The sequence below is a fragment of the Legionella stuttgartensis genome (assembly GCF_977063405.2).
The window spans coordinates 54,465-77,099 of the sequence record NZ_CDRUHA020000109.1; the positions used below are offsets into that span (position 1 = coordinate 54,465).

The following is a 22,635-nucleotide window of genomic DNA, read 5'->3' on the forward strand; positions in this document are numbered from 1 at the left end:
CGTAGGCTCAAGGAGAGTAAGCTTAACTGCCATTGAGTATGCTTGCTAATGTTAACAACAATATTTCAGCACTCCCTAAAAATCAATTGATCACATTTCAATCAATATGATTTACAATTAATCACAAAACAAATATAATAGACATTACTGTTTGTTTGGTGGCCCATTATATGCAAGAGCGTTCTGAGATAAAATATCCTTTTCTTCGGCGAGTTAAAGAAAGCGATTATGAGCGAGTTTGGGAAATATGGATGCAAGATCATATTATCCAATGGATGTCTTTTACAAAAAAAGATAAAGAGTCCTTTAAAGCAACTTTTAATCGGCTCAATCAACAAAGCGATATTTATGTCATGGTCGATTCGATCAATGAAAAAGAAACGATTGTAGGTGTGCGCCGTATTAAATATCTTTCTGGTCCCTATGAACATGTAGCCGAATTTTGCTCCATGGGAGTTGATGCTCAATACCTGAATAAAGGATACGGTAAAGTTTTTTGGAAAGGATTCGAAGAAATTGTAAAACAAAATCCCAAGATTAAATGCATCCGTTTTACGCAAAGCGGAGGAAACAATAAAGCATTTCATCTCTCTGATTCAATAGGTTATCACGCCGAAGCAGTATTTCCAGATTGGTTGCAGCGCACTGGACCAACGCCAAAGGATCATTATTACCTTATCGAACGTTTTAGTTACAAAATTATAGACCCAGTATTGCTTAACAAAGCGGAATCCACTTCGTCTAGACAATATGAACCAGAACTCCCTCCTCTTTTAAAGAACATGTCAGGTCAATGGGAAGTACGTCTTGTAAACGATAAGATCCAAGTCAAACTAGGAAATGAGTTAATTCTTGATTTTGATTATTATCCAGATGAAAGTGTCATTCAACATATTGCATTTCTTGAGAATCTAAAACTTCATCATCAGGATAAAGAGCTTTGCAGCCTCGCCTTAAGACAGGCTTTAAATGTTATCTTGGCAGGACAAAGAGTAAAAAAACTTGAGTTATTTACTCATGAAGACAATGCCATTGAGCTCTGTGCCAAACTAGGATTTTGGGTTCGTGGTGAAAAACCTGTTGCTTATTATAAAGACGGAACATACTTCAATGAGTTAGGGGTAGAATATAGCTTTTTCGATATTGAAGATGCTCAATCTTTATTTAATAGTTTTAAACGCGATGCAGGAATTAGTTCAAAATTAAATGAACTGCAGCAAATCATAAACACTCTTGAAACACATCATGTATGTGATGCATTGGGTAAAAATTATTTAGCTAATATTGTGTATCAAATTGTACGCGATGAACTTTTAGAACAAAAATTATTTGTCTCCTTAAATGATAAACCCTGGGAGAAAGTGCTGGCTCAATGCCCGGAAGTATTTGCGCAAGCAGCCAAAGAATTACAGTTGGCTTTATCTGTTTTACAAAAATCAAAGACAGAAGAAGTTAAAAGCAGCCAACTGGGAATATTTAGCGGGACTAAGTCTGCTTCTAATCAAGAATTTGTAGCTCTCGATACGCAAAAATCAATAGAATACAAATAGAAAGAACGATCTTCAGGTCACTACGTTCGGTTGTTTATTCTTGCTACGGAGCCAGATATTTTCATGAGGTAACCTCCCTCCTTTATTTAATGCTTGCTATTCCTTATCGTCACAATTTCTTATATAAATACTGCAAAAAGGTATTCGGTTCAGTACCCAAAATACCGAGTATGCGTATGGAGAATTTGTCATTATGCCCAAAATAGCCATCATTGGTGCTGGTGCGTCTGGTCTTACTTCCGCTGAAGCTGCACTTGAAGAAGGGATAGTTCCTACCCTCTTTGAAATGTCATTTCGAATTGGTGGTGTATGGGGACCAGATATTCGTAAGCCTGAAGATAAAGGTTCTGCTTGGCCAGGAATGAAAGTAAATATTTCACGTCATACGGGCGCTTTTTCTAATTTCAGTTGGCCACGAGACGCTGCTGATTTCCCAACAACTCAAGAGGTATATGATTATTTATCCAGCTATGCAACACATTTTGACCTTTTTCCTTACATTCGCTTTGGATGTCGCGTTACTGAAGTATTAGAGCAAGATGGAAAATGGCTGATTCGTTGGCAAGAAAACCAAACCACACTTAAAGAAGAATCGTTTGATTCAATTATTATTGCATCAAGTAAATTTACAAGTCCTTCTGTTCCTAATTTTAAGGGATTGGAACAATTAAATGACAAAATGCTTCATAGTTCAAAATATAAATCTGCCAAAGAGTTTGCAAAAAAACGTGTTTTAATCGTAGGAGGCTCATTAAGTGGCACATCCATTGCAGAAGAAATTGCAAAAGTAACCGATGTCATACACTTATTAAGGAAAGAACGTTGGGTAATCAAAAGATATCGCTCCTCAGATCCTAAAAATAATGGTCCTTTTTTACCCCGAGATTTATTAAAAACCTATAACAGTGCCCAAACTCCCTTGTCCAAAGAAGAACTATATCAATTTATGCTGCAACACTGTTCGGAACAACAAGAGGTTCCTGAATGGCATATGTCCCCTTCTTCACCTGTTGGTTTTGTGGTAGCCGATGATTATTTCAAAGAAGTCCGTAGCGGAAGACTAAAACCTATTCGTGGCGAAATAGACTATTTTTTAAACTCCAGTGTTGTTTTAAAAGATGGCCGCACTATTGAATTTGATGTTGTTATCTTTTGTACTGGTTATGAAAGAGACTTATCATTTCTTCCTGAAAGCTTACGCTTAAATCCAACTTCGCCTCTTTATGAAGATACTTTTCCACTCGATACGAAAAATCTCGCATATATAGGGATGTATCCCGGTGCACGTGGAGCAGTATTTCCTCTTGTTGAGTTGCAAGCAAGATATGCTTGTGGTGTGTTTAGTGGTCGCTTGAAGTTACCGTCAATTGACTTAATGAAGGAAGAAATCGCAAATACCCCTAAAGACCGCGAGGAAATAAAATTTTCAACCGCATTGGCTCAAAAACTTGGTGTAATGCCTAATTTAAATTCATATAACTGGGTCTTACGCCATATGCTATTAAACGGTGCCTACACCCCAGCAAGATTTCGACTCGAGGGGCTACAGAGTAATCCCAAAACAGCCGTAAAATCAATCAAAGAAACTGAAATCTATAGAAGCACGCTACTTCGAGCACATGATAAAGTTCCTACACTTGCTTCCCTCTGTTTGTTCCAGCTCAATCAACATAGAAATAAAAAAGAAATGAAAGAAGAAACCGAGGTATTTTCATTATCAAATACGCTTTAAAAAAGATAAATTGGTTCAACGTGCTCTGTATTAGCATTTTTGGATTTATGCCACGGCTTATTCCTGAGCAATCCAACTGAAATTACGCCCTGCTACTACGCTTATGCTTACCTCCTACGTACCGCACTTTATGCGCGGTACGTAGGAAATTGATCTAACTCTAATCAAAATGAGCCATTATTCTGGAACATTTTTATTCTTTTCCTGTTTTTTCTAAAGAACCTGAAATCGTTTGATGCTCCGTATGCAAAGTCATTTGTCTTAAATCCAATCTAGAAATAATTTTCATCATTGTCGTATTGTTAATTTTTCTTTCTTTTCTCAATGTACGCAATTCCAGATGAGCCCCTTCTAGGGCCGCATATCTTAGTTGCCGCTCAAACGTTAAAGCTAACATACTTTCGAGTTTTTCATGTTCAGAACCATGAGTCGATGCGATAAATTGATTAAAAGTCGCCATTAGCTTATCTCCAACCTCGAGGCATAAAGCCTTATCCCGTTCATTGATTTCTTCACATAAACTCTTCATTTTTGTTTTGATTGCTTCCACTGCGGCTTTAGTTAATGCAAGCACTGCTTCATTTTCCTCATCTTGAGTATGCTTATGAATCAAGTTTTTCAATCCAGGGGTAATCAAAGGCAAGAGCAAACTGCTAATTAACAAAGAACAAAGAACAACGCCAATAACCAAGATAATTAAAAGCTTACGCGCGGGAAAAGGCACTCCATTAATCATATGAGGTAAAGATAAGATCGCCGCCAGAGCAATTGCTCCTCGTACTCCGCCTAGTGAGAATGTGCTGATTATTTTTATGTTAGGGAAACGCCAGGTACTACGTTTGCGCCTGGATATTAATGCTTCAAAAGGCAATGTTAAATAAATCCATAATGTGCGTAATAAAATTAGAGTCACCGTGATAAGCACAACAATTCGTGCATATTCAGATAAACTATATCCCGTAGTGGCAAGAAATTTGATCGAATGAGGCAAATACAATCCTAAAAGAATAAAGATAATTCCATTTAAAGTGAGATCGAGTACCCCCCAGACAAAATGCCCTTCGATACGCATTTTGGCCATTGTTCTGTCTAAAAACCCGGCTCGATCTACGGTAAAACCCGCAGCAACTGTAGCTAATACCCCGGAAAAACCTAGTTTTTCAGCAACAAGATATACAGTGAATGGTAAAAGTAGTAACAATAGATTTTCAGTAGTTGTCTCATGAGCGCTATGCTTGGTTAACTTTCCTAAAAGCGAGATAAAAACATAGGTAAGAATAAAGCCAACAGCAATTCCTCCCAGACTTATAAATAATAAACTCCATACGGCACCTGTGAGCGAAAATACGCCCGTAACCATTGCAGCAACCGCTAATTTAAATGAAACCAGACCTGAGGCATCATTTAAAAGCGCTTCTCCTTGCAAAATATGCATAATCCGCTCAGGCACTCGAGTTCCAACAGTCATAGATCTAAGGGATATCGCATCTGTTGGAGAAAGCGCTGCCGCTAATGCAAACGCTGCCGGTAAAGGAATGATTGGAACTAACCAATGAACTAAATAACCAATCCCTGCGACCGTAAAAAAAACCAACCCAATCGAGAGCATAATAATGGGTCTGGTATAGAGCAAAAACTCACGTTTAGGGAAATGCCAACTGTCATTAAATAATAAAGGTGGAATGAACAACAACATAAAAAGTTCAGGATTAAATCCTACATCAAAGGTAGGAAATAAAACTGCCAGAATGGTCCCTATAGTAATTTGGATTAATGGAGCTGGTAGAAAAGAAACAAACCGTGTAATCACACCAGAGATCACCATTAAAAAAAGAAGAGTTAAACAAATTAATACACCTTCCATTGCTCCTATTTCCTCTAAGACTAATCAATTGATCATTATTAAATTTACTGTTCGTTACATGGTTATTATGAAACTCCGAACCTAGGTAATCTCCTACAGTTGAACATAACCACTATTGATTGTAAAACACTTCAGGGGTAAAAACCTGTAGAAGGCGATAAGATTAATCCCAAAAAACAATCTAATTGCGCAATTTACGTACATACATTAATCCTGCTTAAAACCTTATTTGGTATGATGGTAGTGTCAGTAAAGCAACTTAGATCTTTTCTAAGTACAACAAATTACTACAGAATCATCACCACAGATGGAGAAAATTAGATGATAACGTTCAAAAAATCGATAATAGCTTTAGCCATGATCTCACTCTCTTTGGCTAATTTTTCTTCTATGGCAGCCAGCGGGAGCAATCAAAATCAACTCGATGTTTTATTAATTTCAGACCCTCATGTGGATATTACAAAACGGCAACCGACGCATATAAATCCTCTTCCGAATACTTCTGAAGAACTGGATCCAGAAAGTTTTAAAACGTTAATAGCAAGCATTGGGGAACAAATCGACTTGGATCAAGAAACAAAACATGCAGTGCTTTTGCTTGGTGACTTACCAGCTCATAACGCATATAAGCGTAAAACGACCAAAGACAATATCAACTTGGTTTTTGAGCAACTCAATGAAAAAATAAATCCTTCCCCCTATTTTTATATTTTTGGTAATAATGATTCCTTCCAAAGAAATTATGGGCCATTTACTTATAACGACGAATCAGCTTTCGATTTGTTAAAAGCGATAACAGGAAATGGTGATGGATTTCTTTCAACAGGGCTTAAATGTCCATTTAATGGAGAAGCCTGTATTGGACAAGAAAACCAGAAATACGGCTATTACTCTGCCTATTTAGGCGATCATCTCAAGCTTATTTCGCTAAATAGTGTTGTATTTGTATACCGACCAGGATTTGACCCTTCTCGAGAAGGTGCTACAGATGAACTTCAATGGTTGGAAAATGAACTTAAAACAAGTAAAGCAAACCATGACAATGTTTTGATAGCCATGCATGTTCCTCCACAAAGTTGGGAATCAAGCTATAAAGACTCATTCTCAAAAATTATAAAAGCTTATCCAGAAATGATTATTGGTATGCTTGCAGCGCATACTCATTTTGATGAAATCCATGCAATTAAAGTGGAACGTAACGGTTATGTAATTCCAATTATTTATTCGGCCTCTATCGGAACAGATCATGGGAATGCGTCCTCTTTTAAAACTCTGAAGTTATCAAGATCCAATGAACAAGCTGCATGGAAATTGAGCGACTACATTACTTACAATTTCATCGGTAATACTGCTGCCAAAAGTCGTCTCAATCAATATTATGATTTTCAGCAAGCGTTCTGTTCAGGTGGGGCTAGCTCTGTAGGTAGTTGTCTCAACAAACACATTAAAAATAATAAATTTGACAGTGCCACCAGCACGTTAATGAGCAAACATTACACAGCTGGAAACCCTAATAATAATCAAAAAATTGATCCATCTTCAAAATGGATGATGATCATAAAGTGATAAATCATAGGGTCATTCCCGCCTACGCGGGGATGACATCATTTAGCGTCGAACGACAACAATGTAAGTAAAATGATTATTAATGATGGGACTGTTATTCTTCAACTACCATTGCAGAGCTTAGGCATTAAAAAAATTTAAAACAGAATGCTCTGCGGCCATCGTATCATCAAAACCTAATTTTATTAATTGACGCGTATATGCTTTTTCAAATAATAAAAAGCTGAGTAAATCACCGGAATGACGTTTCGCCCCCAGAAAATTAAGAAAAATACGTAATAAAATAGGCATATTATTGTATTGAGATTGAGCCATAACAGCAACATCCGTACTGGGTCGTAAATGCAAGGTTTGAATTGGCCGCCAAGGGGGAGACTCTGCCCCGGTTGGTACCATGCGCGCCATATGATTCATGTGACTCACCATCTCAAGATCACGCTCAAGATTATCTAAAAACAACCCGTTGACCATCCCTCCCAAAACACGCGAAAAATCAATGTCACCACGCTGTAATTTTTCGAGGTCACTCACATTGGGCAATGTACGAGTGCCAATTATTAAAATTTTATCGACTTGACAACGAATAGCACCTCGTAGAGGAGCCGCTAAACCTACATGCCCATCTCCATAATGAAGTCCATTTATATTTGCCGGTGGAAAGAATAAAGGTAATGAAGTTGAGGCCAGAAAATATTCCATTTTCAGGTTAACACGTTGACTACTATGAAGCGGATCATCCCAATCGTCAAACTCTTCTGCATGATGTTGATAAAAGGAAATGGTTTTTTGTGCTTCATAACAATTGCTGATGATTTCCATCATTTCTAAGTGTTTATTTTTGATAACATCTTCCAAGGTCTCAAAATTAATAATGTTCGTAATGAACTGACGCAAAGGCGACGTATCCAGAATATGTCCTAATAAGCGTTGCTTAGTAAGCATACTATTCATATTCCGCATCGCCGATATGCTAAGCGCGTAATTACTGGACTTAAATATGTGCTGACAAGTAATGTTGCTCCATAATTCATTTAACTTGTTTGTACCCGCAGAAAAATCCAGTGCATTTTCGGCGATTACTGCTGCATTAATACTGCCAACACTAACACCACTGATCATACTGAACGGAATTTTCCTTGCACCAAGAATGGTGTTGATCGCCTGAAGCGCCCCAGCCTGATAGGCTCCACGGGCTCCACCACCAGCTAAATAAAGTGCGATTTTGGTCATTTCTTACCGTTTTTAGGAGCGAAATTAAAAAATATAGCCCCATTGCACGTCGCTGGCAAGTTATAACCTGTGTTACTAAAACTGGATATCTCTCTAATTGCAAAGATTTTTTATCGGTTTATCAACTCAAATGACTTCGATTTATAACTCAAGATCTTGACATATTTTTCACTAAGCTGTATATTTGTACATTAATAGTACAATTTTGTGAAATTTAATGTCCCATTCTACTTTACACCACAAGTTAAATGAAAAAGCAGGTTTACCACAAACCTTTGCTTGCTTTTTTTATTTTAGCTTCTTTAGCCCCGAGCTGGGTGGTCGGTAGAATTAACTAACACTCCAACCCCCAGCATAGTCTGGGGGTTTTGGTACCCGAATTCCCAGACAACAAAATGCATGGGCGTTGGATAAACCACAAGAGGAGTGTATATCATGCGCCACCCATCGCGAACATGTCGTTCCCCCGCTCTATCCACAGTACGTTCTGATTGTAGGAGGGTATGATGAGCTATTCAGTCTTAAAAAAACTACCTTCTGTAGAATCAATTCTTCAAGAAATCCCTTTGTCCCTTTCTGCTCATCAGCAAATTACTCGCGATAGAAGAGAAGTAAAAGCTATTTTGGAAGGCCGTGATCATCGTCTTTTAATGATCGTTGGTCCTTGCTCTGCGTGGCCTAAACAGGCTGTTTTGGAATATGCCAACCGTTTAGTGCAATTGAATGAGAAAGTAAAACACGAATTAAAATTAATCATGAGGGTATATATTCAAAAACCTCGCACGACAAAGGGATGGACAGGCCCTGTAAACCAACCTGATTTATTTTCTGAACCCGATATTGCAGCAGGAATAAAATATACCAGAGACATGATGATTAAAGTCATCGAAAAGGGGCTTCCAATTGCCGATGAAGCACTATTTACTCATAATGCCAAAGGATTTCTTGAACTTCTCTCCTGGGTAGCAATTGGTGCACGCAGCTCAGAAGATCAAGAACATCGAATTTTTGCTTCGGCTTTAGATTGTGCCGTAGGATTAAAAAATCCCACTCATGGTTCATTGGCGATTGGCGTTAATAGTATTATTGCCTCACAACACTCTCACGTCGCAGTATTTGATGGTTATGAAGTACAAACTCATGGTAATAATCATGCTCATATGGTCTTACGTGGCTCGAACAATGCCCCTAATTATTCGATTGCACATCTTAAAGAAGTAAAACGGTACATGGATATGCATCAAATTGTTAATCCTTCGGTCATTGTTGATGTCAGCCATGATAATTGTCTTGTTGAAGGCAAAAAAAATCATCAACTACAACCCTCCATTGCTTTAAGCGTTTTAGAAAGCATTAGAAAATACCCTGATTTAAAACAATTGGTCAAAGGATTCATGGTTGAAAGTTTTATCAAAGAGGGGAATCAAAAAGTGGACGCTGTACACCCTGAGGACCTTGATTTAGGCGGGTTATCAATTACTGATCCTTGTTTAAGTTGGGAGAAAACAGAAAACTTTTTGTTGGAGTTAGCTGAGTTGCGATCATTGGAGAAAACAGAAATACGCAAGGAGGCCATCGCATGATCACTTTATTTGGTATTTCAGGTGATGCGGGGTCGTTTTCTGAAGAAGCGGCCCTGGTTTATGCCAAGCAAAAAGGGATAGCTCCCATCCTTGTACACTTACTGGATATGGAAGGTGTTCTTGATGCTATTGAACATGAAACCATCGATTTGGGCATATTCCCTGTTGTTAATCTTTTAGGGGGCTTGGTAAAACCCGCATTTCTAGCAATGGGAAAGCATTTATTTACCCCCATTGATGAATTATGGCATGAGATCAATCAATGTTTGCTAGTAAGACCTGGTGTTCAATACCACCAAATTACCTACATCGTGTCACACCCTCAAGGTCTAGCTCAATGTCGCCAATTTCTGCAAAAAAAATTTAAAGATTTAGAACAAATAGAGTGGATTGATACAGCAAAAGCAGCAAAAGATTTGGCAGAAGGAACATTACCGGCTCATTCGGCAGTCATTGCACCGGCACGGTGTGCTCAATTGTATGGGTTAGAAATATTAGAGGCCGATATTCAAGACAGCAAGCCGAATCGAACGGCGTTTATCTTAGTAAAAAAACATACTGATAATGCAACGCTTCTCAAGTAAGGAGAACATCATGCAAACCCTCGAAGAATTGAGAAAACAAATTGAACAGACAGATGCTGACCTCATTGAAATACTTGCGAAACGTCAAGAATTGTCGAAACAAATTGGCGCGTTAAAATCAAAAGAAGGGAAAAAAATAACGGACCGCTCGCGAGAGAAACAATTGTTCGAGTATTATGAACATTTATCCGAGCAGTACCACTTACAACAAGAATTTATTTATCGTGTATTCAAAATCATTATCGCAAATTCTAGAAAGGTACAAAAATAATGAGGCATTTACCTGAGAATTCAGCAACTGTTGTCATTAATTCATTAGCTCAGCAAAAGATGAGTGCTGGGATCAAAATTTATAACCTAAGTGCCGGCGAACCCAAACTTCCACCCCATCCATCCATTGCCACTGCCACCATGGAGGCTCTAGAACAAGGATTAACCCTTTATCCACCCGTATCAGGAGTCCCGGAACTGCGACACCTTGCAAGTGAATGGATGAATGAAATGTATGGCTGTTCATTCACAAAAGAACATTGTCTGGTGGTTAATGGTGGAAAACTAGGAATCTATTTGCTGATGCAATTACTGTTGGAAAAAGACGATGAAGTGATTATTCCCACCCCCTACTGGGTCTCTTATCCTTCTATAACTCAATTATTTGGAGGCGTACCCATCCTCGTTGAAACTCAAGAGACCCAAGGATGGAAGTTGACACCCCAATCACTCAAAAATGCCTGCAGCACTAAAAGCAAAATTTTAATTTTGAATAACGCAACAAACCCTACAGGAGCATTGTATACTGAGTCTGAGCTTACCGAGTTGTTGCAAATCGCCCACGAGCAGAATCTACTAGTTATTGCAGATGAGGTTTATAGTGCTCTCACCTATGATGAGCATACTTACGTATCATGTGGCTCCTTCCACCAATTTCAGGATCGCATCATTATTATTCAAAGCTGTTCAAAAAATTTTGCCATGACCGGTTGGCGAATCGGCTTTGTGTTTGCTCCCCCCGCCATCATCCACCCATTAACTACATTAGTAAGCCAAAGTACAAGTGGAGTAACTACATTAAGCCAATGGGCAGCCATAGCTGCATTAAACAAAATCAATCAGATAAGCACGTGGGTGCAACAATGCATGCAAAAAAGAAGAGATGTTCTCATTAATGCTTTACATCAATCATTAGGCTTAACAATAAAACCACCTAGTTCATCACTTTATGTGTTTCTTTCCTTAGAACGTTTAGGTGTAAAAAAAATGAATTCCGAAGAGTTTTGTAAACATGCTTTAGAAGAGGCACATGTTGCGCTTGTACCAGGAGTTGCATTTGGCAAAGAAGGCTATGTACGCTTATCATTTGGGGGCAGAGAAGAGGATTTAAAAGCCGGAATTCATGCTTTGGCACAATGGATGCATTCATAAATTTCTTAGAATACCAGTGTCTAACGGTCCATTAGGCATTTTATTTAATAAGCCATATTTGGATAGATTCAACAAATTCCCAACTCGGGTTACACTTTGATTATATATGGAAATTCAGGAAAAAAATGACTCGTTTAATAAGTATTATTATGATGCTTTTCCCCATAATTAGTTTGGCAAATAATCAAACGTTTTATTATGAGCCAAACGTTGTGGAATTAACTGGGATTATTAAAATACTTAAGTTCCCTGGTCCACCAAATTATACCAGCACCAAGGATGGTGATGTTGAGGAAACTGGAGGTTATCTACAATTAGATAAACCTATTGACGTAGAAATTAATCCTACTCTGAAAAAGAATAATGACAATCAACCTGAAAAAAATGTTTCATTATTACAGCTTGTTGTCACCGATAAAGACCAGTGGAATAAAATTAAGGAAGGTAATAAAGTTCGAATCACTGGGACCCTCTTTCATGCGCATACTGGACATCATCATGCAAGGGTATTAATAAATCTTAAAGAGATCGGTGTGTTTGCGAATCAAACAGAACACGATCATAAGCTGCAATTGACTCCGGAAGACCAGCCGTTTTTAAATCATCCATAACCAAAATAAATCACTTGGAGTGTCCCTATACTATGGTTATATGTTTTTTTTCATGACAGTAAGGAACAGTTCTGAACCTAAAAAAAACTGTAACCACCCATGTAGATATTTATATTCGCTTTGTTCAAACCATTGTGGATCGACCATGTAAAATTGCCTTATAAAAGGAAACAATGCGACATCGGCAATGCTGATATGGCTAGCTAAAAGAAAACGGTTTTCCATTAATAAGAAATTTAATTTATTAAGATATTCTTTGGCCTTCTCCCTATAATATAGAGGATCTTTTTCCGCTGATTTTTGTGGATATTTATAATTATCAAGAATGGGCTTAAATTTGAGATCATTTAAGTGAATCAATTCTTTGCATTTATCTTTTAGATTAATAGATAACCAACCATCCGGATCCGATTGTGCTAATGCCCAAATCATAATATCAATGCTTTCATCAATCACACGCCCATCCCTTAACACTAATACAGGGACCGTACCCTTTGGTGAAACCTGAAGCATTTCCTGCGGTTTGTTTTTAAGTTCGACCTCACGTTGTTCTACGCTAATTTGGGAATAGGAGAGCGCCATTCTTGCTCTAATCGCATATGGACAGCGCCTAAAAGTATAGAGTATCGGATATTCCACGAGATTTAGACCATTCTTAGTTTGCAAGTAGGGTGATTTGCTTTGAATACAAGCAGATAATAAAACAATAAAAGCATCCATGACAACTCTGAATAATATCAGCGCCCTTTCGCGACTAAATAGCTTATCCATCAAAAGAACAGATCTTGATCGATTTGTATTTATTTTTTGCAACAAAGACCCGTTTTATGTATAATTAAAAGTCAATTTGTAAAAAGGCAATATAATGAAAACGATAGTTGTAACTGTAGAAGAGCATGAAATAGTTCTGTTGGATATAGAGAATATCAAACTTCATGAAATGTCAAAATATTATACAAAACTATCCCAATATAAAAAGCTGGATGAGGCTATAGAATTATTGTCACAACTTGATGAAAAAGAATATTGGAGAGCTGCCATACTATTGAAAAGTCTCAAGAAGAAAAAGGAAGATGAGAGCGAGATAGAAATCAAAGCACTCATAGAACAATGCAACGATTTTTCACTCTTCTTTGAATCCAACTCAGATCAACTTCCGAGCATGAAGGGACTGAGTTGCTATAGAGTGGGTGCTGATGCAGGCGCCGGATTTAAGGAAGGCGATATAGATGTTATCGGTACAGAAGGTATTCTCCATTGCACTGGAATTTTAGTCGTCACCAAGGATGAAAAAGGAACTCCTTGTTATTATATGGGTCATATATTTGGTGAGCGTACAACTAAAGAAACCGTTCAAGAAGAATTAGATCGAATCTTATCTGACATCCAAGAGCTTTCCGGTAGGGAACTCTTATGGTCGGACTTAATTGGACAAGTTACTTTGGTAGGAACGGGAAGCAGCACCGATGAACCCAGTATATGTTACAAACAAACATTCAAAATTTTGACTCAAGAAGGGGCCAAGCCTACTCCATTATTTGGCAGCAGTGTCGCGTTTAACTTAACAGGGAAAGGCGAGTTAATCATATTAGATCCTACAGGAATGTTGCATCAGGGCATTGAATCCCGCCATCCTAGAGTAAGTCATGGAGTCTATTCTCCTGTCGATAACATAAGCGAGATACAATCAAACCAAACAATTAACGAACAAATTGATGATGATTTATCGTATAACAATCCATTTCTTTTCAGCAAACTTTAAAGTTATAACAGCAGGCATTGAAGTGCTTTGAGGCAAACTCTATAATTCCACTTCATCAAAAATTACAGGATATAACATGACAACAGATGAAAACCCCCGGCCTGCTGAAACCTTAACAAATGAAGATTATTCCAAAGCGATGAATTTTATAGGGCAAAACTTATTAACCTCTTTGGTTCAATCCGTGGAAAAACTGCCACCTCATTTTCGTAATAATAATTTAATATCTCAGGCTTTATCTGCATTTATAGCAAATATTATTTATAAACAATCTCCGGGAAATCCTGAGTCATGCCAGCAAATGCTAGAAGCAATTACAAAACTTGTGAAAATACAATTAGATAATCTACCCCAACTTGCAAAATAAAGGTAACTCGGGTGTAGATCCTAAAGATCGAAACCCGGATTCCCCCGCTTCACCTAGGCTACATCCATCTGCGGTTCAACGATCCTGAATTAAGTTCGTATTGCTATAATGAACATAGAAACGTTGCATTTCAACTGGAGTTATCATGGACGCTAAAAACGGCTACACAATGCTTCGAATGGCCTTAATTATTTTTGGACTGGTTTTTATCTTCGCTGTATATCCTTTAACATTTTTATGGCCATCTGGATGGGCTTGGCACCAATCCGGACACAACGTCTACTTGCAAATGATATTAGGTGTCTATGCAACATTAGGGGTGTTCTTGCTGATGGCAGCAAAAAATCCGCTTCAACATCTAAGTCTGATTTGGTTTACCGTTTGGTCCAGCTTCGTGCATGGGGGTATTATGGCCATCCAGTCATTTTATTATCCACAACATTTCGCTCATTTATATGGAGATGTCCCTGCGTTATTTATTATCGCAATTGTCCTGGCTTTTTTAACGCCTCGTCGTAGGAATCTGAATTAGAAAACGAAGAGGTTTGTAAGGAATTGGGGGAGCTAATCCATTTGTTGCTGTGCTGACATAATAAATTGGGCATGAATATGATCATTTCATCTATCGCTGATTATCGAGAAGCTGCTCGACGAAAATTACCCCGGTTTCTCTTTGATTACATTGAAGGTGGCGCGTTCACGGAACAAACTCTTAAGGCAAATACTGAAGACCTCGCGAAGGTATTATTGCGCCAACGTATTTTAAGAAATGTAGGACATCCCCATTTTGAAACAGAACTCTTAGGACAAAAACTGGCGATGCCAATCATCTTAAGTCCGGTAGGACTTACAGGAATGTATGCTCGACGCGGCGAGGTACAAGTAGCCAAAGCAGCGGCCCAAAAGGGCATACCCTTTGCCCTCTCGACAGTTTCTCTATGCTCTTTAGAGGAAGTATCGAGCCAAAGTACTCAACCTATTTGGTTTCAACTTTATATTCTTAAAGATCGCGGTTTTATGCAGAATGTTCTTGAGCGAGCCCAAGCCTGTGGTGTGACTCATCTCATATTTACAGTAGATATGTCGACACCCAGCGCACGCTATCGAGACCTCCACTCAGGCATGGCGGGTCCATTTGCTCACGAACGTCGTTTCTTGCAAGCCATGCTAAAACCCTCCTGGGCTTATCATGTTGGCCTCATGGGACGTCCACATGATTTGGGAAATATCTCAACCTATTTACACAAAAGGATTGGTTTAGAAGATTATATTGGATGGTTAAATAACAATTTTGATCCCGAGATAAGTTGGTCAGATCTCGAATGGGTACGTAATTTTTGGAAAGGGCCTTTGCTCATTAAAGGAATACTGGATCCCGAGGATGCAAAAGATGCCGTGCGGTTCGGTGCGAATGGAATCATCGTCTCTAATCACGGGGGTCGGCAACTTGATGGGGTATTATCTACAGTCAAAGCCCTGCCGATGATAGCAGATAAAGTAAGCTCCGAGATAACCATCCTAGTTGACTCAGGAATCCGCTCAGGACTTGATGTCATTCGCATGCTTGCATTAGGGGCTCAAGCAGTGCTTATAGGACGGCCTACGGTTTATGCTTTAGCAGCAAGAGGTCAAGCCGGAGTCGAACATATGCTCGAACTGATTCGCAATGAGATGAGTATTGCCATGACATTGATGGGAGTCAATTCCTCTACCGAGATTAATCAATCTCATCTGTGCACCTCGTATCAGATAACTCACTCTAGATAAACGGTGTATTTTGTATCAATTAAAAATAATTAATACACATATTGATCCATTAAAAGTTAAATTTTATATTTAATAATCATAAATTTAAAATATAATTCATCGAGCAAATAAATTTCAATGCGCTACACTCAATAAGAGAGGAAGGAACGTCTATGGGTCTTTATTACTTATGCCAATGGGGCACCCAAGTTATGGAAAATAAGTTTGAAACCATTAAAATCGAATCGTCTAATGGACGATTACTTACGAGAACACGCGCAAATCCTCAGGGAGAATATTCTTTTTTTACAGTTCAGCACAAAAAAAATTTGACACCTCTTTACCCCAAAAGACTATCTATTTCCCACATTGCTCAAGGTGCTCGGAGTGGCGATTGTTATCTTCTTTCAGTGATTAATGCCATCATTGCTTTGCCCAACGGAGAACAATATATTCGCGATGCAATGATTGAGCACAAAAATAAAATCCATGTTCGTTTTTTTAAAGACGACGAGCCCCAATGGCTTATCCTTGAAAAATCACTTCCGACTTCCTGGGGCATTTTGAGTTCAGGTCCAAACTGGGTTCGTTTTCTAGAAAAGGCTTATGTAACTTTTATGGGGGGTAATTACAATAAAACCTTAACAAGTGGCGACAGTCGGAATGCTCTAAAAGCGTTTCTTGGTGGTTTTAACGATTCCATCGCAACCCCCAAACAAGCGGAGGGTTCTCTTTCCGAATTATATAAACAAGTGATATATGGCTGTAATGGTAAAGATATTTATTCCTTAATTTTTCTTTTGCGCCCATATGATAAATTAGCCAGTATTTCCAATATGTGTCAGTATATTTTTGATAATCAACCTGCGTTATTAAACGTATGGTGGAATTGGGTTCATTTGCAACAAAAACACTTTGAACAATTACTCAAAAATCATCTCTTTTTAACGAAGAAGATCTTTATCGCCTTTATTAGGGAGCGAATGGAAAACAGCATCAATCCCCCCGTTAAAGCAATCGAAGCTGTAGAACAATGGCTGGATAAATATGCAATTTTACCGGAAGATAATAAGTACAGTTATGATGAAGAACAATTGTTTCTTTCCATAAAAAGTGCTCATCAAGAACAAAAACCCATTGTCTGTAGTCCGAAAGAGAATCCGCCAGAAGGGATTACCATGCAGCATACCTATGCCTTGATTGGCATCAAAGAAAGCAAAATATCGCATCGAAAATTTGTTATTCTCCGTAATCCACATCACGAAAACCGCAATTGGTTTTCACATTATTTCTTTTATGGAGGGCGACATTCTATAGAACAGCAAGAAAATGGAACCACAAACCTCACCATCTCACCTGTAGAACGCTCCACTTTTACTATGGAACTCAGAGATTTTGCTCATGCATTTGCTTATATCGATAGTGGTCGCTCTTTATTGGATAAGCAACTTCTCAAACAACAGGAAAAGAATCCTTTTCATTCTTATGCTAAACAGCATTGTCCTTAGGGAATATCTCCTATGTTGATTTACAACCATTTCTTCTTTTTAAACAGAAGGTACAAGAATAATGCACAAATAAATATTAAACCCAGAGCCCCAAAATATCCGTATTGCCAATGTAATTCAGGAATCCAGACAAAATTCATTCCATAAATTCCAGTGATTAAATTTAACGGCAAAAAAATAGCTGCAAATGCTGCGAGTATGGCCATCGTTTCACTCATTTTTTGCATCAACTCATTATCGATTTGCCCCAATAAGCCATTTAATAACTCACGAATTGAATCCACTTCGTTGATGATAAGGTGACTATGATTCGACAAATTATATAAGGAAGAACGGCACTTTTCAGAAATAACTAGAATATTTCGACTGGTAATTCGCATTAAAATTTCTCTTATTGCAATCAAATAACGTTTAATTTGCAATGTTTGGTGTTTTACCTCTGCGACATTTTTATAAAGATTCTCAGACGTTGTTTGTAATAAAGAATCGAACTGCTCTACTAGTTCTTCATAATGCAAAAGAACCTTAGCATAATCATTAATAATTCCTTCCAGAAATAAAAATAATATAAAACAAGGTGTTTTGGCATAATGAACTGATTTCGAGCAGTTATTGAAGAACTCAAATAAAACAGGCAGAGATTCATGCGACGCGGTAAAACAATAATTTGGGGTAAGATGAATGACCAAGCTATCCAAATTGATTTCATTATCCTCATTTAACTCAAGCGAAGACAAGCATTTAATTTGCAGTGTGAGCGCATTATCATTATCAATAAGATTGGTTAAATTATTTTCCTCAGAGCATAATTGAATGACATGGGTGGGTAATCTTAGTTTTTCTGCTAATTGATTAACAATGCCCTCTTGATTTAAGTTACAATGAACCCAATAAAGTTTGTTTTTCTCCTGGGCATTAATACTCAATTCGTCAAGAGCAACCTGCTTGATGCTGAGATGGGTTAAATCAAATTCAATTGCTATTGTATCAAAAGTATTCATTTTAACTAGCATCCATTTGTCTCAAGAACGCTGAGCCGCATTGTTAACTTCATTTATACAAATTTAGCACAAATACAACCAATAGATTAATAAACACACAAAAAGATTAATTAATTTAATATTCTCTTAAGAATTGAATTATAAAATGCAGCCATTGTTAAAACTATTCATACGGATTGGGAGTAACGAACCCAAAATGACTTCTGTGTGAGCGGAGGACTGGTACAACTTAAGCGATCTTAAATCAATAAATTGGATTTGTTGAATAGATTTATTTAAGTTTATCAGCGGCGTTTAACAAAAACTCAGCCTTTCATAAATAAGGTTAGAGCTATTTTATATTTGTTTGCGCTTTTTTCTTAAATCATTTCTGCGCCTCAAACATCCACCCCAAATTGATAAGGTTCCTTAAGGCTCAAGATTAATTCAAAACTTATTTATTTTTCATTTTAAATTACGAATTAACTTTTTAAGGTACACAAATGACTATACGCTATTTATCCTTCGATTTTGATGGATGTTTATTTAATAAAGAATACTGTGAATTACCTCATGACGATTTTAGCAAGCATCTGGGTGATGCGGTTCTTGCTGCTAATAAAGGCTTTCTAAATTGGATTAAAAGAGGAAATGCTGAATTTTCAGCCGCCTACGCCTTCATTGGTTCTACAAGACAAGATTATTATACCGACCTAATAAACAGTGGTTCTTGGGTTAATTTTAAGGGTTCTTGTTGTCCGCCCATGGAAACCATTTGTAAACATCTCGGCATCAACTTGGATCGCATGTTGCTAGCGGATATAGAGGACGATTTGGAAAGTGGTACTTCCTTCAAACGTATAATGGATGAAATTATTAATGACTCTTGGATGGATGACACTAATCAAGTTCATAAACATGCCTCTTTGAGCATTAACCAAATCGACGAATATAAAAGAACTATTCTTTTTGCACAAATGCAAAAAGCGTCAATAGAGCATCCCGGTGAAGAAATCATTTTTGATTTTTTTGACGATAGGATGGATATATTATATACATTAAAAAATTATTTTACCCAACATCCCCATATGATCCCTATCAATGTGCATTTACGATTACATGCCTATGCGGGAGAAGATGTTCGCTTGCAAGCGGAAATTCAGGGACTCGGGATACCTCTCACTTCCTATGGAAGCTGTTTAAAACAAATGCAAGAAAATATTAGCGACTTAAATATGGTTGCGAATGCACTTAAAGAAGTGATGATCGAAATGTATCCTGAACTGGAGCAGCTTTTACCCGGAAAGAATCAACAAGGACGCAAGCCTGCAATTCAAACTAAACCTAAGGTTGAAATTTCGGAGGGTCGATCTCTTTACCTCAAGATTATAAAAAGTCCTTATTTTGTTGTCCATGCAGAAGACGCGACTACCGTTCTAAAAAATAACAACGAATTACCTTTTGTAATTCGTGAAAGTCGTACCCAACTCCCTGGAATGCTCACATTTACCCTCGTATCCGATACATCAAAAGGGTTTATTTCTTCACGCTTTGCCCTTAATCATCAGGGGGAGCTCTTTGGTCTCGATGAAGAAAATGCTTATAAAATAGAGGTTCCCGGGGATTTATTGGAAACTTTAGAAGAGCAAAGTCGTTCGTTAAAAGAGCGTGTAAAGAAGGCGAAAAAACTAGAGGATATTACGTTTACTCCGGGTGAAAAGAACACGGATACAGCCAAAGGAGCAAATAGACTTCTGGTCGCAGAAAAAGGATTCTTTGCAAACGCTGCTAAACCGCAACCGGCCTCTGAACTCCAACGTGGTTTGGATATGAACCCTTGAGTAATACCTAGCAAGCATGGTTCTAGCTATGCTTGCCCCTTTTGCTCATTTTAAAACTCTTGAAAACCATTCCTTTACATTGAAATCAAATCCCGGGTCAAGTAGATTGATAAACATACAAAAAGATTAATTAATTTAATATTCTCTTAAGAATTTAATTATAAAATGCAGCCATTGTTAAAACTATTCATGCGGCGGATTGGGAATATAAAGGACCCAAAATGACTTCTGTATGATCGGAGGACTGATACAACTTAAGCGATCTCAAATCAATAAATTGGATTTGTTGAATAGATTTTTTAAGTTTTATCAGCGGCGTTTAACAAAAACTCAACCTACACAAGGTTTAGGTATTTTATTTTGTTTGCAACCTTTTTCTTAAATCATTTCTACACCTCAACATTCACCCAAATTGATAAGGTTCCTTAAGGCTAAAGATTAATTCAAAACTTATTTATTTTTCATTTTTAATTACGAATTAACTTTTAAGGTACTCAAATGACCATACGCTATTTATCTTTCGATTTTGATGGATGTTTATTTAACAAAAAATATGCTGCACTTCCCGATAAGGATTTAACTAAACATTTGGGTAATGCGGTTCTTGATACAAACAGAACGTTCCTGGATTGGATTAAAAAAGGAAATGCTAAATCTTCAGCAGTCTACGCATTCATTGGTTCTACCCGGCAAGACTATAGTATAGACCTAATGAATAGTGGCTATATATACAATTTTAGAGGTTCTTGTTGCCCAGCAATAGAAACCATTTGCAACGCCCTAGGTATGAACTTAGATCCTTTAATGCTTGCGGATATAGAAGGAGACTTAGAAAGTGGTACCTCATTTAATCGCATAATGGATGAGATTAAGAATAATACATGGATGGACTCTAGAAAGAATATCCATAAACATATATCTTTGGACGTAGACAAAGTAGATGAATATAAAAGAACCATTCTTTTTGCGCAAATGCAAAAAGCTGCAGCAGATCATCCAGATGAAACCATAGTATTTGATTTTTTTGACGATCGACTGGATATATTGTTTACTTTAAAAGATTATTTTACCAAACATCCACATTTGATACCTAAAAATGTCCGTTTACGTTTAAATGCCTATGCTGGAGAAGATGTTAGTCTAAAAGCAGAAATTTCTGGAGTAGGAGCACCAATAGCTAATTATAGATTCTGCATTAAAAAAATGCATGAAAATCTTCATGCCTTAGACCATCTTGCAGAAATTCTTAAAGAATTTACAGTACCAGTACAACCTGAAGAAAAAATAGTTTCTATTATAAAAGATATTGCTCAACGTGGACTATTTATCAACTCTCACGAGGAAGTTAAACAATTCTTTACTGAACATCCCCATGCCCCTTTTGTTATCCATCCAAGCACACACCCAGTTCAAGGTTTACTCACCTTCACTGCGGTTCAAAAGGCTGGAAAGGATATGGCTCACATAAGATATGGTTTGGATATGGAGGGTAAATTATTCGCAGTTGATGAAGAGAAACAAATTGAAATTTCGATTCTTCCTGAAGGACTGTTTGCTACTCTGACTATGCATTTTGAACTAATGACGCAAGTTTCCGAAAAAGAAGTACGAAAAGCGAAACCCAAGGCCAAAGAAATTTCAAAAGGACAAGCTCTTTACGATGAATTGACGAAAAGTCCTTATTTTGTAGCAGATGCCTCGCAAACTAAGGCCGTTCTGGCAAAGCATGATGATTATCCTTTTGTGATACGTGAAAGTAGTGCCAAAGTATCAGGAATGCTTACATTTACCCTGGTATCCAGTACAGATAAAGGGGTTATTTCTTCACGCTATGGACTGAATCATCAAGGTGAGCTCTTTAGTATCGATGAAGAAAGTTCTTTAAAAATAGACGCTTCCGGAAATTTATTGGATACTTTGAAAGCGCATAATTGTTGTATGAAGGAGTATGTAAAGAGCACGGAAAAATTAGAGGATATTATGTTTATTCCGGGGGAAAAAACCAAGGATGCAGGTAATAAAGTGGCGTTAGCAAATAAACCGCTGGTTGCAGAAAAAGGATTCTTTGCTAATTCAGTTAAGCCACAACCCACGGCAGAACTTAAACGTAATTTGGATATGCAACCTTAAATAATCAACCAAGCATAGGTGGTAGCCTATGCTTACTTCCACTGCTTGCATAAAATTCATCGTCTTAACTAACGCATTTTTATAATTATTTTTATTAAAATTCACTTGAACCTTTTTTAGAGATAAGTTAATTATCAAGATGGGCCCTAAATATCCAAT

The 22,635-nt window shown here is 37.6% G+C and carries 19 protein-coding genes; 15 read left to right on the forward strand and 4 right to left on the reverse strand.

What is annotated here, in order from left to right; all coding sequences use genetic code 11:
* Positions 1 to 170 precede the first annotated feature (170 nt).
* Both ACWTEW_RS35070 and ACWTEW_RS35075 read left to right on the forward strand, forming a co-directional pair.
* Complete coding sequence (locus ACWTEW_RS35070; RefSeq protein ID WP_454782615.1) at positions 171 to 1,550, forward strand: GNAT family N-acetyltransferase; 1,380 nt, start codon at positions 171 to 173, stop codon at positions 1,548 to 1,550.
* Positions 1,551 to 1,743: 193 nt separating this feature from the next.
* Positions 1,744 to 3,282, forward strand: a complete 1,539-nt coding sequence (locus tag ACWTEW_RS35075) for a flavin-containing monooxygenase (protein WP_454782616.1) — start codon at positions 1,744 to 1,746, stop codon at positions 3,280 to 3,282.
* Between the two features lie 193 nt (positions 3,283 to 3,475).
* Here ACWTEW_RS35075 and ACWTEW_RS35080 read toward each other — a convergent pair whose 3' ends face one another.
* Positions 3,476 to 5,146, reverse strand: a complete 1,671-nt coding sequence (locus ACWTEW_RS35080) for a Na+/H+ antiporter (protein ID WP_454782617.1) — start codon at positions 5,144 to 5,146, stop codon at positions 3,476 to 3,478.
* A gap of 321 nt (positions 5,147 to 5,467) precedes the next feature.
* Here ACWTEW_RS35080 and ACWTEW_RS35085 point away from each other — a divergent pair, with 321 nt between their 5' ends.
* A complete protein-coding gene (locus ACWTEW_RS35085; protein ID WP_454782618.1) occupies positions 5,468 to 6,712 on the forward strand; it encodes a metallophosphoesterase in 1,245 nt (414 codons plus the stop codon).
* Between the two features lie 120 nt (positions 6,713 to 6,832).
* On the opposite strand, the gene ACWTEW_RS35090 is transcribed toward ACWTEW_RS35085, so the two are convergent.
* Positions 6,833 to 7,942: a patatin-like phospholipase family protein gene (locus ACWTEW_RS35090; protein ID WP_454782619.1), complete on the reverse strand. Its 1,110-nt coding sequence runs from the start codon at positions 7,940 to 7,942 to the stop codon at positions 6,833 to 6,835.
* A 506-nt stretch (positions 7,943 to 8,448) separates the two neighbouring features.
* Here ACWTEW_RS35090 and ACWTEW_RS35095 point away from each other — a divergent pair.
* The 5 genes from ACWTEW_RS35095 (at position 8,449) to ACWTEW_RS35115 (ending at position 12,142) form a co-directional block, all read left to right on the forward strand.
* Complete coding sequence (locus tag ACWTEW_RS35095) at positions 8,449 to 9,525, forward strand: 3-deoxy-7-phosphoheptulonate synthase (protein ID WP_454782796.1); 1,077 nt, start codon at positions 8,449 to 8,451, stop codon at positions 9,523 to 9,525.
* Positions 9,522 to 10,109 (forward strand): prephenate dehydratase domain-containing protein, encoded by a 588-nt coding sequence (locus tag ACWTEW_RS35100; RefSeq protein ID WP_454782620.1) that lies wholly within the window; start codon positions 9,522 to 9,524, stop codon positions 10,107 to 10,109. Before ACWTEW_RS35095 ends, ACWTEW_RS35100 begins: the two co-directional genes overlap by 4 nt.
* A 10-nt stretch (positions 10,110 to 10,119) precedes the next feature.
* The gene (locus tag ACWTEW_RS35105; protein ID WP_454782621.1) at positions 10,120 to 10,380 is read left to right on the forward strand and encodes a chorismate mutase; all 261 of its coding nucleotides are present in this window, start codon (positions 10,120 to 10,122) and stop codon (positions 10,378 to 10,380) included.
* The gene (locus tag ACWTEW_RS35110; RefSeq protein WP_454782622.1) at positions 10,380 to 11,531 is read left to right on the forward strand and encodes a pyridoxal phosphate-dependent aminotransferase; all 1,152 of its coding nucleotides are present in this window, start codon (positions 10,380 to 10,382) and stop codon (positions 11,529 to 11,531) included. Before ACWTEW_RS35105 ends, ACWTEW_RS35110 begins: the two co-directional genes overlap by 1 nt.
* Positions 11,532 to 11,656: 125 nt before the next feature.
* Positions 11,657 to 12,142 (forward strand): DUF4431 domain-containing protein, encoded by a 486-nt coding sequence (locus ACWTEW_RS35115; RefSeq protein ID WP_454782623.1) that lies wholly within the window; start codon positions 11,657 to 11,659, stop codon positions 12,140 to 12,142.
* Between the two features lie 36 nt (positions 12,143 to 12,178).
* Here ACWTEW_RS35115 and ACWTEW_RS35120 read toward each other — a convergent pair whose 3' ends face one another.
* Positions 12,179 to 12,862, reverse strand: coding sequence for a glutathione S-transferase (locus tag ACWTEW_RS35120; protein WP_454782624.1), 684 nt, complete (start codon positions 12,860 to 12,862; stop codon positions 12,179 to 12,181).
* Positions 12,863 to 13,007: 145 nt separating this feature from the next.
* Between ACWTEW_RS35120 and ACWTEW_RS35125 the strand changes: the two genes are divergently transcribed.
* The 5 genes from ACWTEW_RS35125 to ACWTEW_RS35145 all read left to right on the forward strand — a co-directional run bounded on the left by ACWTEW_RS35125 (position 13,008) and on the right by ACWTEW_RS35145 (position 17,525).
* Positions 13,008 to 13,904: a hypothetical protein gene (locus tag ACWTEW_RS35125; RefSeq protein ID WP_454782625.1), complete on the forward strand. Its 897-nt coding sequence runs from the start codon at positions 13,008 to 13,010 to the stop codon at positions 13,902 to 13,904.
* 76 nt (positions 13,905 to 13,980) lie between these two features.
* Complete coding sequence (locus tag ACWTEW_RS35130; protein WP_454782626.1) at positions 13,981 to 14,271, forward strand: hypothetical protein; 291 nt, start codon at positions 13,981 to 13,983, stop codon at positions 14,269 to 14,271.
* 145 nt (positions 14,272 to 14,416) lie between these two features.
* Positions 14,417 to 14,803 (forward strand): DUF6632 domain-containing protein, encoded by a 387-nt coding sequence (locus ACWTEW_RS35135; RefSeq protein ID WP_454782627.1) that lies wholly within the window; start codon positions 14,417 to 14,419, stop codon positions 14,801 to 14,803.
* Positions 14,804 to 14,880: 77 nt separating this feature from the next.
* Positions 14,881 to 16,038: an FMN-dependent L-lactate dehydrogenase LldD gene (gene lldD, locus ACWTEW_RS35140; RefSeq protein WP_454782628.1), complete on the forward strand. Its 1,158-nt coding sequence runs from the start codon at positions 14,881 to 14,883 to the stop codon at positions 16,036 to 16,038.
* Positions 16,039 to 16,190: 152 nt separating this feature from the next.
* Positions 16,191 to 17,525 carry a C2 family cysteine protease gene (locus ACWTEW_RS35145; protein WP_454782629.1) on the forward strand — a complete coding sequence of 445 codons (1,335 nt, stop codon included), beginning with the start codon at positions 16,191 to 16,193 and terminating at the stop codon, positions 17,523 to 17,525.
* 20 nt (positions 17,526 to 17,545) lie between these two features.
* On the opposite strand, the gene ACWTEW_RS35150 is transcribed toward ACWTEW_RS35145, so the two are convergent.
* On the reverse strand, positions 17,546 to 18,526 hold the full coding sequence (locus ACWTEW_RS35150; protein ID WP_454782630.1) for a magnesium transporter CorA family protein: 981 nt from the start codon (positions 18,524 to 18,526) through the stop codon (positions 17,546 to 17,548).
* Positions 18,527 to 19,008: 482 nt separating this feature from the next.
* Between ACWTEW_RS35150 and ACWTEW_RS35155 the strand changes: the two genes are divergently transcribed.
* Positions 19,009 to 20,346, forward strand: coding sequence for a hypothetical protein (locus ACWTEW_RS35155; RefSeq protein WP_454782631.1), 1,338 nt, complete (start codon positions 19,009 to 19,011; stop codon positions 20,344 to 20,346).
* 498 nt (positions 20,347 to 20,844) lie between these two features.
* Positions 20,845 to 22,476, forward strand: a complete 1,632-nt coding sequence (locus tag ACWTEW_RS35160; RefSeq protein WP_454782632.1) for a hypothetical protein — start codon at positions 20,845 to 20,847, stop codon at positions 22,474 to 22,476.
* Positions 22,477 to 22,635: the final 159 nt, after the last annotated feature.

What these genes read in the sequence shown, in the direction of transcription:
- ACWTEW_RS35160 (WP_454782632.1), top strand. Translation starts at nt 20,845, where the DNA reads ATGACCATACGCTATTTATCTTTCGATTTTGATGGATGTTTATTTAAC.
- ACWTEW_RS35070 (WP_454782615.1), top strand. Translation starts at nt 171, where the DNA reads ATGCAAGAGCGTTCTGAGATAAAATATCCTTTTCTTCGGCGAGTTAAA.
- ACWTEW_RS35145 (WP_454782629.1), top strand. Translation starts at nt 16,191, where the DNA reads ATGGGTCTTTATTACTTATGCCAATGGGGCACCCAAGTTATGGAAAAT.
- ACWTEW_RS35075 (WP_454782616.1), top strand. Translation starts at nt 1,744, where the DNA reads ATGCCCAAAATAGCCATCATTGGTGCTGGTGCGTCTGGTCTTACTTCC.
- lldD (WP_454782628.1), top strand. Translation starts at nt 14,881, where the DNA reads ATGATCATTTCATCTATCGCTGATTATCGAGAAGCTGCTCGACGAAAA.
- ACWTEW_RS35110 (WP_454782622.1), top strand. Translation starts at nt 10,380, where the DNA reads ATGAGGCATTTACCTGAGAATTCAGCAACTGTTGTCATTAATTCATTA.
- ACWTEW_RS35115 (WP_454782623.1), top strand. Translation starts at nt 11,657, where the DNA reads ATGACTCGTTTAATAAGTATTATTATGATGCTTTTCCCCATAATTAGT.
- ACWTEW_RS35080 (WP_454782617.1), bottom strand. Translation starts at nt 5,146, where the DNA reads ATGGAAGGTGTATTAATTTGTTTAACTCTTCTTTTTTTAATGGTGATC.
- ACWTEW_RS35085 (WP_454782618.1), top strand. Translation starts at nt 5,468, where the DNA reads ATGATAACGTTCAAAAAATCGATAATAGCTTTAGCCATGATCTCACTC.
- ACWTEW_RS35090 (WP_454782619.1), bottom strand. Translation starts at nt 7,942, where the DNA reads ATGACCAAAATCGCACTTTATTTAGCTGGTGGTGGAGCCCGTGGAGCC.
- ACWTEW_RS35125 (WP_454782625.1), top strand. Translation starts at nt 13,008, where the DNA reads ATGAAAACGATAGTTGTAACTGTAGAAGAGCATGAAATAGTTCTGTTG.
- ACWTEW_RS35095 (WP_454782796.1), top strand. Translation starts at nt 8,449, where the DNA reads ATGAGCTATTCAGTCTTAAAAAAACTACCTTCTGTAGAATCAATTCTT.
- ACWTEW_RS35130 (WP_454782626.1), top strand. Translation starts at nt 13,981, where the DNA reads ATGACAACAGATGAAAACCCCCGGCCTGCTGAAACCTTAACAAATGAA.
- ACWTEW_RS35120 (WP_454782624.1), bottom strand. Translation starts at nt 12,862, where the DNA reads ATGGATGCTTTTATTGTTTTATTATCTGCTTGTATTCAAAGCAAATCA.
- ACWTEW_RS35105 (WP_454782621.1), top strand. Translation starts at nt 10,120, where the DNA reads ATGCAAACCCTCGAAGAATTGAGAAAACAAATTGAACAGACAGATGCT.
- ACWTEW_RS35100 (WP_454782620.1), top strand. Translation starts at nt 9,522, where the DNA reads ATGATCACTTTATTTGGTATTTCAGGTGATGCGGGGTCGTTTTCTGAA.
- ACWTEW_RS35150 (WP_454782630.1), bottom strand. Translation starts at nt 18,526, where the DNA reads ATGAATACTTTTGATACAATAGCAATTGAATTTGATTTAACCCATCTC.
- ACWTEW_RS35135 (WP_454782627.1), top strand. Translation starts at nt 14,417, where the DNA reads ATGGACGCTAAAAACGGCTACACAATGCTTCGAATGGCCTTAATTATT.
- ACWTEW_RS35155 (WP_454782631.1), top strand. Translation starts at nt 19,009, where the DNA reads ATGACTATACGCTATTTATCCTTCGATTTTGATGGATGTTTATTTAAT.